General features: G+C 66.4%; 10 protein-coding genes. 8 read left to right on the forward strand and 2 right to left on the reverse strand.

Translation table 11 applies throughout. The annotated features are described in order from the left end of the window. Nucleotides 1-14 precede the first annotated feature (14 nt). From IEY84_RS11135 to IEY84_RS11145, 3 genes are all read left to right on the forward strand, one after another. A complete protein-coding gene (locus IEY84_RS11135) occupies nucleotides 15-617 on the forward strand; it encodes a protein TPRXL (RefSeq protein WP_229788595.1) in 603 nt (200 codons plus the stop codon). A gap of 456 nt (nucleotides 618-1,073) precedes the next feature. After that, entirely contained in the window at nucleotides 1,074-2,471 is a 1,398-nt protein-coding gene (locus IEY84_RS11140; RefSeq protein WP_183543025.1) for a hypothetical protein, read from the forward strand. Nucleotides 2,472-2,542: 71 nt separating this feature from the next. Beyond that, on the forward strand, nucleotides 2,543-3,760 hold the full coding sequence (locus IEY84_RS11145) for a hypothetical protein (protein ID WP_183543027.1): 1,218 nt from the start codon (nucleotides 2,543-2,545) through the stop codon (nucleotides 3,758-3,760). Between the two features lie 11 nt (nucleotides 3,761-3,771). Here the strand turns inward: IEY84_RS11145 and IEY84_RS11150 are convergent, their stop codons facing one another. Beyond that, nucleotides 3,772-4,221, reverse strand: a complete 450-nt coding sequence (locus IEY84_RS11150; RefSeq protein WP_183543029.1) for a DUF3592 domain-containing protein — start codon at nucleotides 4,219-4,221, stop codon at nucleotides 3,772-3,774. Between the two features lie 24 nt (nucleotides 4,222-4,245). Next, complete coding sequence (locus tag IEY84_RS11155; protein WP_183543031.1) at nucleotides 4,246-4,689, reverse strand: DUF3592 domain-containing protein; 444 nt, start codon at nucleotides 4,687-4,689, stop codon at nucleotides 4,246-4,248. Between the two features lie 208 nt (nucleotides 4,690-4,897). Here IEY84_RS11155 and IEY84_RS11160 point away from each other — a divergent pair, with 208 nt between their 5' ends. From IEY84_RS11160 to IEY84_RS11180, 5 genes are all read left to right on the forward strand, one after another. Beyond that, on the forward strand, nucleotides 4,898-5,530 hold the full coding sequence (locus IEY84_RS11160) for a transcriptional regulator (RefSeq protein ID WP_229788588.1): 633 nt from the start codon (nucleotides 4,898-4,900) through the stop codon (nucleotides 5,528-5,530). A 100-nt stretch (nucleotides 5,531-5,630) separates the two neighbouring features. Beyond that, nucleotides 5,631-7,352: an ABC transporter substrate-binding protein gene (locus IEY84_RS11165; RefSeq protein ID WP_229788596.1), complete on the forward strand. Its 1,722-nt coding sequence runs from the start codon at nucleotides 5,631-5,633 to the stop codon at nucleotides 7,350-7,352. Nucleotides 7,353-7,376: 24 nt separating this feature from the next. Continuing rightward, nucleotides 7,377-8,951, forward strand: coding sequence for an FG-GAP-like repeat-containing protein (locus IEY84_RS11170; RefSeq protein WP_183543038.1), 1,575 nt, complete (start codon nucleotides 7,377-7,379; stop codon nucleotides 8,949-8,951). 32 nt (nucleotides 8,952-8,983) lie between these two features. Further along, a complete protein-coding gene (locus IEY84_RS11175) occupies nucleotides 8,984-9,316 on the forward strand; it encodes a DUF4333 domain-containing protein (RefSeq protein WP_183543040.1) in 333 nt (110 codons plus the stop codon). Between the two features lie 5 nt (nucleotides 9,317-9,321). Beyond that, nucleotides 9,322-11,829, forward strand: coding sequence for an ATP-binding cassette domain-containing protein (locus IEY84_RS11180; RefSeq protein ID WP_183543042.1), 2,508 nt, complete (start codon nucleotides 9,322-9,324; stop codon nucleotides 11,827-11,829). The last annotated feature ends 18 nt before the right edge of the window (nucleotides 11,830-11,847 follow it).

Genomic DNA, 11,847 nt, shown 5'->3' on the forward strand with positions numbered 1-11,847 from the left:
GTTCGTTGCGCGAGATGCTTGGAGCGGCTAAAGACCCGGACTTCAACCTCAAACTCCTGCCTGGTTGGGAGCGGCATACGCCTAATTCTGCAGACCGGACTGCCATCGATGAGGCGCTAAAGCGTCGGATGATGGCCGCCAACCGTCCCGATCTGCATGCCGCACTTAAAGTGCACCTGGACCAGACGTTTCGGTCTATGCAGGAACAAGGAGTGATTGCATATTTCGCCGCTACCTCAGAGACCGAGGGCAGAGCCTATGTTCCTGGCTCGATCGTGGCGACGATCAGACGTTCGCCTGCCGGGCAGAGTCTGGACGCATACGTCGCCGACGCGATTCGCAACCTCGGGGCGACCCCGTTGTTCGAGGATAAGCGGTTTATTCGCTTCGAACGTGAGTCCTCTAAGACCGTGGAGGGCGAACTGGTTGATGTCTCGACGATTTGTTACATTACGCCGATTCCAGGTTCGAATAGGCGTCGTGGTCTCCAGTTGACGGCGTCCTTGGCGCGTCCGCCGGAGATGAAGGCAACGGATGAGATGTTCGTTGCATGGAAGACGGCCTTGGATGTCTGTGTCTCTACTCTACGGTGGGAGCGGCCAGCGGGGCACTCCTGAGGTTGAGGGGCTCGTCGGGCGCCGGGCGCTATTGGCCCAACTACCTTGGCGGCGGAGCTGGTTCGACGGCGCCGGAGGAGAACGGCCGGTCCTTTGGTCTCGTGGGTGTGACGCGGGTAGTCCTGAGGCCCAGAAGGACGGCGAGAGCAACCAAAATAGAAGCAGATGACACCGATGAGGGCTGGGGCGCGTGTTTGGGGTCGCCCTTGCTCGGCGGCCCCAATATTCCAGGGCGGGTCAGGTTGCGCAGCCAGGGGGCGCGGTCGCCCGACGCCGGGAGGCTTGTCGCGACATTCTGCTTCCGAGTTGGGTACTGCGAACCGGTTTTGGTCTGGCTGGCTCTGGCGTTAGCGCGTCCGCTGATGAGTGCCTCGGGTATGTGGCGCTCGTGTCGTTGACGGGGGCCTACCTTTTGCAGCATATATGCGGACAGCGGATCTCGGAAGGAATGGAACTGTGAACAATCCCGGGGAGTCAGCTCGGGACGAGGCACACTGGTACGAGTACGCGGTTGGGATGTGGGCCGAGTGGGCGTACGCGGTGCGCTTCGTCATGGTGCCGTTCTTGGGCGCGTTGGTCGTCTCGTTCGTGAGCATGATCGTGATCGGGGTGGTGGGTGAGGAAGGCGTCATCACGGATGTGCTGGCGCGCTGGATCCCGCTCTATCGCGCTCAGGAGGTCAGCGACAACCTGGATCTGTTGCTGAGGATCTCGTTCCTGCCCGTCGTTGCGTTCGCCTACCTGGGGTTCTTGGCGATCGCGCTCGCGGAAACCGTCATAGAGGCGCGGGTGTCGAAGGCTCTGTTTGCCGCCGCAGACGATGGTGACCCGCATTTGGTGCCGCCTCCGTCGCAGATGTGGCCGGTCGAGGGCGAGCCGTTGGAGGCAATGCGGATCTTCGCCAAGGCGAATCTCTGGGTAGGCGGGGTTGCTTTCGCAATGCTTGTGCTGTTTGCCGTCGTCGAGGAGTCGGCGATGGGATGGCTCGCCGCGTTCGTTGTCGCGGCGTACACCCTCGGCCTCTGGGTCGGGGTCAACAAGCTCCGTTCCAGGTTGGCTGTGCGGCAGCAGCGATGGCAGGAACAGGTTGCCGCTCGCTGGCCGGAAGACGCTGAGAACGTAGTGCGGGCACGAGCGGCGAAGAAGCCGACATCAGTGAGGGACGGCGACATCGAGGAAGCCCCCGGCGGGCGACTTCGGGCACATGCCCGGACCCTCGTGTTGTTGCCAGGCGCGCTGGCGCTCATTGCGGTGTTCTTGATGCAGATCGGGCTCGCAGTCCGCCACCCAGGTTCATCCAAGTATGAACTCGCTGACGCGGCGGAGTACGACGCAGTTGGGGAGACCCTCCTCGGCGGAATCTGGTGGATCATGCTCGCGGTCGTGGTTGTCTGCGTGCTGATGATCGTCGCCTCTGCTGTGCTGGCGCAGGCGGGGACGAGTGCGATGGAGCGTTGGTTGCGCGAGCGGGCGGCTGATCCGATGGCTAGCCGCCCGCCGTACAAAGTGCTTCTGGGGTTCTCGGAGCGCCAAGGGCTGCCGGCACTGAAGGGGATGGGGTTCGTCGCGGGGCTGGTGTCCGTGTTCGGGACCGGGCTCGTGCTTCTCGGTTCCCTCGACATGGGCGGCTTTGCTGACATCTACAGCGGCAGCGACCAGATCTTCGGTGCGTACGTAGCGCCTGCGCTTGGGCTGATCGGCGCGGCTCTACTCCTCGTCCTCATCTGCATGGGACTGCAGGTCTGGCAGACGGTGAGCGAGCGAGAGTTCCGCAACCTCCTTCGGGAGCGGTGGCCCATCCGGCCTCCTGGGGTCGGGCAGCGGAAGTCCGATGAGGCGGGGAACGCGAAGTAGGACGGGCATCGCTAGCCTTATCGCGACTTGGCGCACCTACTGATGACGGGACGTGAGCGGTGACTCGGGGAATGGCAGCGACGGCAGTGGCTACGGCGGTGGTGGTGTCGGGGTGCAGCGTTGGCCCGCCGCCCGAGGACTTCGCGACCGGGGATGCCGTTCTGGCGATGCGGGTGGAGGAGGGCGGGGAGGACTCCAGCTACCTCGTACTGGTCTCCCCGAACGGGAAAACGCGTGCGATCGAGCTCGATAGGGTCGACGGCGCTGGGATCTCATGGACTGAAGATGGCGTCACCACGTCCGACCGCAGCCACGACTACGCAATCGATGAGAGCGGACTGACCGCGAACGAGCGTACGAGCGGCGGGAACGAGCTCGAGACGCAACACGAGTGGTACCGGGTTCCGGTAGGAGCGGGGACGTTGGTCGGGTTCAGCCCCGAGGACGCGTCCAAGGATCCGTTCGTGACCTACATCGACGGCGACAGTGGCAAGGCGACGTCGCGGGTGTCGCTGTACGGGGAGACATCGACCGCCGCTGTGTGTGGGGAGCGTGTGTTCTCGTCTGGAAGGGGCACCAGCACGAAGGCCTACGAGGACGACAGCGATTCGATCCCGGAGAGCCAGTGGGACCTCGCCGCATTGACGTCGGTCTATCCGCATGACGGCATGGACGTTCTGAGCACCTTGCAGCCTTCGTCCTTCCCAGGCACGACGTCGCCCTGCGTCGGCGGCATGGTCTACGAGGGGTGGGAGAACGACGACGACCAGCACTTCGTACGCGTCTGGAACACCGCGAAGGGAACGCCCACCGCGAAGACTGCTGTTGACCACGAGATCGTCTATCCGGAGGACGACTCGTCGCGCATCGGGGGACCGATGCGGGTGACGGTCTCGGATGGTCGGCTCTTTTGGGTCGTCGACAACACGATGTGGAGCGCGCCGTTGCCGACCACTGAGGCGGGACCGATTCGTGCTCGCGAGGCCGGCTACTTGGAGGGCTACGTCGGGCTGGACGCCGAGGCGCTGACGTACGCGTCGACTGCGGTCTTCACGGTCGCCGAAGACAGCGAGCTCCATGAGCGCAAGTGGTCCAGGTCCAGGTCAAGGCATGACGATCGTGTGTGGACCGAACTGACGGAACTGAGCCTGGTGCGTACGGAGCTGGCCTCCTGGAAATCGTCGGTGGCGCTCGAGGTGGCCCTGAAGGACGTCGACTTCCCGACCAAGGATGTCCAGATCACCGCACTGGCGATCAACCCGGAGTGGATGGCCGAGAACGGCGAGTGACCGCGGGTGGGCTAACTGGTCAGGTCGACGATGATCACCACCGCCGCGGCCAGACTTCCGAGGGCCAGGATCGCACCGAAGATGGTGAGGCCGCCGAAGGCGATCGGGAGGAAGGACAGGGCGACGCGGGCCATGGGGAGCTCGTTGTTGTAGGGAGCCTTGGGGTCGTACATCACTTCGATGTCGTCACCGGTCTCCACGCCCTGGGGTCCGTGCTCGCTGTGGCCGTAGTAGCTGCCGCCGGTCTCAGGGGCGGTGAAGGTGTAGTTGACGTGGTACGTCATGTCGCCGGCTGCGCCGCTGGTGTCCTGACTCCACGCCTTGGTGACGTCGGCGTTGGCCCGAGCCCAGCGGCGACTGCCTCTCGCTCGTCTCTTGGCGCTTCGGTAGTTCAGATAGCCCGAGGCGCAGATCAGGGCGCCCAGCAGCGTGACGGCGAGCGCCCCGAGGAGATCTTGCATCTATGATCCGTCCGTTTCTGGTGGTTAGAGCGAGATCAGGCCGAGCGAGGCGAGGATCAGGAAGGTCCCGATGCCACCGAAGAGGATGAAGACGGCGCTGTAGTTGACGATGCGGCCGACGACGGAGCCGCCGGAGACGGTCTCGCTCGAGCTCGGGTCGTCGGGGTCGTAGATGATCTCGACGACGTCGCCGACCTTTGGGTCGTGGAGGTGCTCGACATCGCCGACGCGCGGGACGCCGGCAGCGTCGCGGTACTCGTAGCGCGCCCGGATGGCGGTCTCCGACGCGCCCGAGGCCGTCGAGGCCGAGGAGTCGTACTTCGTCTTCCGCGTGTGGCGGATGGTCGCCTGCGTCCGGGTCCAGGTGGCCAGGCGTCGGCGGCGGCGCACCAGGTGGATCGTCAGCCATGCTGGGAGGATCAGCATCGCGAGGCCGATCACCAGCGCAGCGACAGCACCGAGTTCCATTGTTGCTCCACTAGCCCGAGGACGAAGGCCTACACCTTAATGAGTGACCCGGGTATGACGGGCGGTGACCCTAGGAGCGACAGGGCCGGCGATGTCGCGAAGATCACCGCGACACGCCGGAGTAAAGATCGACCGGCGTGGGACGGTCTTGCCAAGGTGACGCATACCTCTCGATCTCGGGAACATCCACTTGTTGAAGGGATTCTTCATGCGCACTCGCACCACCCGCCGTACCGCCCGACTGGCCGCTGGCGGCCTCAGCCTCGGTCTCGCGCTCACGATGACGGCGTGCGGCTCCGATGACACCAAGGACGACGCGGCGGTCGAGACCGAGTCCAGCGCGCCGGCCTCCGAGTCAGCCTCCGCATCTGCAGCGCCGGCCGGCAAGGAGGTGGAGGTGAAGATCGGGAAGACGTTCAAGGACCCCGACACGGGCGACACGGTCGAGGTCATCTCCGCGGTCCGTGACTTCCCGTCGACGGAGGAGGCCGACCTCATCGCCGACGGCGGCGAGGTGGTGCTGCTTCAGGTGAAGGTCAAGCCGGGCAAGGAGTTCGGAGGCGCCGTCTCGTACTCGAACTTCGACATCTCTGCGGACGGCGGCAGCGACTTCGACTCGGCCGACTCCCAGTTGGAGGAGGAGCTGACCGCCGCGAAGCGTACGCCGCTCGACAGCGTGCGGCGGATGGAGGGCGGCGAGCAGACCGGGTGGATCGCCTACACGGTCGACGAGAAGGGTGACACCTACCTCATCGAGTACGAGCGTCCCGCCGCGAAGGTGATCGGCTCCGACAAGACGATCGAGGAATTCAAGGAGCAGATCGAGATCCCCGCCTCCTGAGACGTGACCGTCCTCGGCGGAGACCTGCCACTAGGTAGCAGGTCTCCGCCGAGGCTCGTTAGGATCTGGGCGATCGTTGTCTCGGAGAGGGGACTTGAAGGTGCATCCTGGGGCACGTCGTCGAGCGGGAGTCGTTTCCGTTGCCAGTCTGGCGCTCATCGCCACCGCCTGCTCGGGTGACCTGCCGGCCTCGGTGGAGGAGGGCACGGAGGTCGCGGTCGCGTGGTCCGGGTCCTTGACGAGCACCAACCCGGCGAGCAAGGCGAGCGTGACCGACGGGAACCTCGACGTCGCCTCGCTGACCCGTGGAGCCTTCGGCACCCTCGTGAACGACACCGTCGAGCTGGACGAGACCTTCGGCAAGGTCACGATGACGGGCGACGAGCAGGCCCGGGTGCGCTACGACCTGGCCGAACCCACCTGGTCCGACGGAGTGCCGATCGACACGGCCGACCTCATGCTCGCCTGGGCGGCGACCTCGGGCTACTTCCGCACTCCGAAGGAGGACAGCCCGGACGGCGGCGTCGACTTCGGAGCCGTGCCGACCGGGCTGACCAAGAGCGCCTACATCCCCGAGGTCGACGAGGGCGCCCGCGCGATCGAGGTTCCGCTGGTGGTTCCGGTGGTCGACTGGCGTACGGCGCTCGACGTCGCAGTCCCGGCGCACGTCGTCGGGCAGAAGGCGCTGAAGATCGAGGACCCGATCGAGGCCAAGGAGATCGTCGAGACCGCGATCGAAGAGTCCGACACCGCGAAGCTGACCAAGATCGCGGACGCGTGGAACAGCGCGTTCACGGTCGCCGAGGACGGCAAGGCGTCCGAGGAGGCGCTGCTGTCCAGCGGGCCCTACCGGGTCTCGAAGATCGCTGCCGGCGAGAGCGGGCAGGAGGTCGACCTGGAGGTCAACCCCGAGTACGCGGGCGAGGCCCGCCCGACGTACGAGCAGGTACGCCTCACCCCAGCCGGCTCCGATGCCCTGGCCAGCCTCGGTGAGGAGGTCGACGTCGTCCAGGTCGCCCCGACCAAGGGCAACCGCAAGCAGGTGCGTGACCTCGAGCGCCGCGACTACGGCGTCGCGAACGCCAACGACGGCACCATGTGGGCGTTGATCCTCCGCACCGACCGGGGCCTGTTCAAGCGCAAGAACACTCGCACGGCCTTCCTGCGCGCTGTGCCGCGCGGCGACATCGCCGAGGGCGGTGCGGGCGAGTGGGCCGAGGCGTACGAAGCCACCGATGTCGTGCTGTTCCCGCCGGGTGGCGAGAGCTATCAGATCGCCACCGAGGACTCCGGGTTCGCCACGAAGTTCGGCGCCTCCGCAGATGCGAAGGCCCCTGGTGGTGCCCGGGTCTGCGTCGCCTACGACACGTCGAGCCCGTTCGCCTCAGACGCCTACGACACCATCGCGAACGTCGTCGACGACGAGGGCTGGTCCACCACCGACTGCGGGGTGTCCTCGGCCGACAAGCTCCTCTCCGGCAACAAGTGGGACGCGGTCCTGACCCGCATCCCGGTCCCGCAGACCCCCGAGGACATCGCGACTCAGTGGGGGAGCAAGGGCAGTCAGAACGCGACCGGCGGCGGGGACCGCGACCGCGATCGGCTCATCAGCGAGCTGGCCCGCACCGCCGACCCCTACGAGGCCCGCGATGTGCGAGTCCAGATCGAGAAGACGCTGGTCAGGGACTCGATCGTGGTGCCGATCGTGATGAACCCGACGGTGACGGTGAGCGACAAGAAGGTCGACAGCGTACGTCCCCGGTCAGGGCAGGTCGCGCCGCTCGTCTCGACGGTCGTCGAGTGGTCGCCGACCAAGAAGTGAACTGAAAATTCGAGTCGGGGGGCCATGACCGATCTGACATTGACGGCGCAAGGACGAGACTGGCGCCTCGAACCAGGGCGCACCTACACGCTCGGGCGCGCTCAAGGCGCCGACCTCGTGGTGGCCAGCGACCTCGTCTCCGGCAAGCACGCCTCCATCGCCTCGGTCGACGGCGCCTGGGTGCTCACCGACCTGAACAGCACGAACGGGACGTACGTCGGGGGGAGGCGGGTCCCGTCGGTCACCCTTGCTCCGGGCACGTCCGTGATGGTCGGTGGCGTCGACGACGGCGTCCGGATCGACGTGGCCGCGGCGGCACCGGAGTGGGCGCCGCCGGTTCAGCAGGCGCCCCCGGTGGGGCCGCAGGTGGCGACGCAGCCGGTGGCGTCCTGGCAGCAGATCCGGGCGACGAAGCGGAACCGCGGCGGTCAGGTCCTCGGCATCGCAGGTGCGGCCGCTGCGATCGTCGCCGCGGTGGTCCTCGTGCTGACCATGGTCGTATTCGACGACGGTGCGCCGAGTGCCGAGACCCCGCCCAAGCCGAAGAAGATTCCCGTCGAGGGCCCGATCGTGGGCGATGTGAACGCCGACGGGAAGGGTGATCTCGTCGTCGCCATGAACGAGAAGGACCGGCGGTTCTACCTCTCGGACGGAGGAAAGAAGTTCACGCCGCAGAGGCCCGGGGCGTGGGCATCGTGGGGTTACGAGTTCGCGAGCAGCGGACGCATCATGTGCGACGTCGACGGTGATGAGAAGGCGGACATCGGCGCCCCGAACGAATACTCGTACGACGGCCCGCAGACCTATGGGCTTCATCTCCAGACGGGCAAGGCCCAGCAGATCGCGCTCGACTCGAAGCGCATCGACGGTGCCTACTGCGGTGACTTCGACGGTGACGGCCGCAACGATGTCGCCTTCGCCGTCCGCTCCGAGGACGAGACGAGCGTCCAGATCAGCATCGCCTTCCAGGAGGCGGACGGGCGGTGGGCGGCTCCGGTCGATGCCTATCAGACCGAGGTCCCTGCCGACGTGGAGGCGATCCCGCAGTATGCGTTCCACGTCGGTGACTTCAACGGTGACGAGAAGACCGACCTGCTCTACGGGCTGCACCTGCCCTCCGAGGCCGGGATGTACTCGGGGACGGCGCTGCTGTCCGACGGGGAACGTCTCGAGGCGGGAGCGGTGCTCGGGATCGACGACGCGGCCATCAACTATGAGGGCCGGCAGACGGCGAACGGCGACAACGACGCTTTGGGCGGCATCGCCGCAGATGTGAACGGCGACGGCATTGACGAGTGGGTCCACCTCGGCAAGTACGGCTGGTTCGACGTCTACAGCCTGTCCGGCAAGAGATGGAAGGCCGTGCAGCGGAACGCGTCGCCCGTCAACTCCTTCGCCTGGGCCTCGGTCGTCACCTCCGATGTCAACGGCGATCACTTCGCCGACGTCGTGGCGGTCTCCTTCAACGGGTATCCCGCCGTCTTCGCGGGAAGCCCGAAGGGCCTGCAGCCGGGCAAGGTGGTCACGCCGTTGTTCAAGGACGACTACGCCAGCTTCTCGTGTCTGATCACCCTCGAGCCGAGCGGGCTTTACTGTTGAGTCCGATCTCGGAAGGTGGGTCCACGATGACCATGTCCATCTCGCAAACGATCCGACCACGTGGCGTGCTCGCGCTCGCATTCGTGTCGGTGGCTGCGTACGCGCTGACGGCGTGTGGCGCGAGCGTCTCGGAGAAGACCGTCGAGGAGGCGGTCTCCGACGGCATCGCCGACAAGATAGGCCTGCGCCCGAAGGAGGTCGACTGCCCGGGCGGGATGCCTCTCGAGGTGGGCGGGGAGGCCAACTGCACGCTGGTCGTGGTCGATGACCGCGAGATCGGGCTGACGGTCCGGATCGCCTCGATCGACGGGGTGAAACCCGAGTTCGAGTACGACGTCGACCTTGCGAAGCTGCTGGAGAAATAGGCCCGATGACGACGGAACTCGTGGTGAAGGTGCAGGGCCAGGAGCGGCGCCTCGCCAGTGGTAGCCATACGGTCGGTCGCGACCCGGAAGCGGGCCTGACCCTGCAGGACGGCCTGGTGTCGTGGCGTCACGGCGAGGTGGCGTACGCCTCTGACGGGTGGGTCCTGACCGACATCGGAAGCACCAACGGCACCTACGTCGACGGACAGCGGGTCCCCGCCAGGGAGCGGGTCGCCCTCGTCCCTGGAATGGTCGTCTGGTTCGGCGGAGCCGAGGACGCTGCCGAACCAGGGGTTCGGTTGGACGTACTCGCGGCTCCGGTCGCCGCGCCCGCGCCGCCGCCCGCGCCGCCTGCGATCACGCCATCGCCGACTCCAGCTCCGCCGCCACCCCCGCCCTCAGCGGACAGCAACGACCTGGTCACCATGATGGCGGGGGACGGGGACGTCCAGGTTCTCGAGGCGGCCGAGGCCGCCCGTCGGGCCCACCAGGGAAACGTCCTGATCCCACCCCGCCCGCTGGTCCCGGGGCAGACGATCCGGGTCGGTCGCGCGGCCGACAACGACCTGGTGATCGCCGGCGATCTTCTCGTCTCCCGTCATCACGTCGAGATCATCACGAACCCCGACAGCACGGTGATGGCGCGCGATCTCGGGGCCGGGAACGGCACCTTCATCAACGGCGCCCGGATGCCGAAGGGCTACACCGCGCCGTTGCAGCCGGGATCGATCCTCGGCGTCGGTCACACCACCCTCCGCCTCCACCAGGGCATGCTGGTCGCCCATCAGGACACCGGCGAGGTCGACTTCCTCGCCCGCCACCTCTCGGTGGTCGTCGGCAAGGGCGAGAAGCGCAAGCAGATCCTGCGAGACGTCTCCTTCCGGGCTCCGCAGAAGTCTCTGGTCGGCGTCATCGGTCCGTCGGGTTCGGGGAAGTCCACCCTGCTCAAGGCCCTCACCGGCTATCAGCCGGCGACCGAGGGAGTCGTGGAGTACGACGACCGCAACCTCTACGCCGAGTTCGACGAGCTACGCCAGCGGATCGGCCTGGTGCCGCAGGACGACATCCTCCACCAGGACCTCACCATCAACGAGGGTCTGCACTATGCAGCCAAGCTGCGATTCCCGGCGGAGGTCTCGGCCGAGGAGCAGCAGCAGCGGATCAGCGAGGTCCTGCGCGAGCTCAAGCTGGACGTCCACGCCGACAAGAAGATCACCTCGCTCTCGGGCGGCCAGCGCAAGCGCGTCTCGGTCGCGGTCGAGCTCCTCACCAAACCGTCGCTGATCCTCCTCGACGAACCGACCTCCGGTCTCGACCCGGGCATGGACCGGGACGTGATGCGGCTGCTCCGTGGCCTCGCCGACGACGGGCGTACGGTCCTGGTCGTCACGCACTCAGTCGCCCAGCTGCACCTGTGCGACCGGGTGCTGGTCATGGCTCCCGGTGGGGCGATGGGCTACTACGGTCCTCCGGAGGGTGCGCTGCCCTTCTTCGGCCGCGACGAGTGGGCCGACGTCTTCGCCGACTTCGAGAACCATCGTGACGCCGACTGGGGCGGCAAGTGGCACGGGTCGACCGAGTATCAGCGGTACGTCGCCGACGTCGATGCGGTACCGCCGGCCCACGCCGCGGTGGCCGCCGCGACCAAGCGTCAGAAGGGCCAGTCCTGGCTGCAGCAGGTCACCACGCTGGTACGCCGCTACCTCGCCGTGATCACGGCCGACCGCGGCCTGGTCCTCCAGATGGCCGCCCTGCCGGTCGTGCTCGGACTGGTGTCGCTCATCATCCAGCCGGACGAGGACCTGCTCCCGCTGAAACCGGACGAGCTCGGCAACATCATCCCCAACACGACCGCGACCGTGATCGCCATGATCCTCGCCGTCGGCGCCTGTCTGACCGGCTGTGCCAACTCGATGCGCGAGCTCATCAAGGAACGTTCCATCTATGAGCGAGAACGTGCGGTCGGGCTGTCCCGGTCGGCGTACATCGCCTCCAAGGTCCTCGTCCTCGGTGCCATCACCGCGGTCCAGTGCCTGGTAATGACCCTCATCGCCTGCTCCATCCGCGGCCTGCCCGACAAGGGCCTCGTGCTCGGCCCGCTGACCATCCTCGAGTTGGCGATCCCGGTGATCTTCCTCGGAGTGACCTCGATGATCGTGGGCCTGCTGATCTCCGCCGTGGTCAGAACGTCAGAGCAGACGATGTCCTTGCTGGTCGTGTACGCGATCTTCCAGATCGTGTTCGGGGGCACTCTCTTCTCGCTGATCGGCTCGCCCGCCAACTGGTTCTCCTGGTTCATGCCGGCGCGGTGGGGTCTCGGGGGGATCGGGACGACGCTGACCATGAACATGCTGTCCCGGGACCGAAATGAGCCTGACCGTGTCGACCCGATCTGGTATCACCTACCCAGCCACTGGTTCCTCGCGCTGGCCATCATGACGGCCATGTCCATCGTCCTTCTCGTTGCCGTCTCGCTCTCGCTCCGCAAGCATGAGCCAGAGGTCATGCGGTAGCGACTACCGAAAGGTTTC

This window comes from Nocardioides albus (assembly GCF_014648255.1).
GTDB classification, from domain to species: domain Bacteria; phylum Actinomycetota; class Actinomycetes; order Propionibacteriales; family Nocardioidaceae; genus Nocardioides; species Nocardioides albus.

Coding starts and splice junctions, on each gene's coding strand:
- IEY84_RS11160 (WP_229788588.1), top strand. CDS start 4,898: ATGCGCACTCGCACCACCCGCCGTACCGCCCGACTGGCCGCTGGCGGC.
- IEY84_RS11145 (WP_183543027.1), top strand. CDS start 2,543: ATGGCAGCGACGGCAGTGGCTACGGCGGTGGTGGTGTCGGGGTGCAGC.
- IEY84_RS11150 (WP_183543029.1), bottom strand. CDS start 4,221: ATGCAAGATCTCCTCGGGGCGCTCGCCGTCACGCTGCTGGGCGCCCTG.
- IEY84_RS11175 (WP_183543040.1), top strand. CDS start 8,984: ATGTCCATCTCGCAAACGATCCGACCACGTGGCGTGCTCGCGCTCGCA.
- IEY84_RS11170 (WP_183543038.1), top strand. CDS start 7,377: ATGACCGATCTGACATTGACGGCGCAAGGACGAGACTGGCGCCTCGAA.
- IEY84_RS11135 (WP_229788595.1), top strand. CDS start 15: ATGCTTGGAGCGGCTAAAGACCCGGACTTCAACCTCAAACTCCTGCCT.
- IEY84_RS11180 (WP_183543042.1), top strand. CDS start 9,322: ATGACGACGGAACTCGTGGTGAAGGTGCAGGGCCAGGAGCGGCGCCTC.
- IEY84_RS11155 (WP_183543031.1), bottom strand. CDS start 4,689: ATGGAACTCGGTGCTGTCGCTGCGCTGGTGATCGGCCTCGCGATGCTG.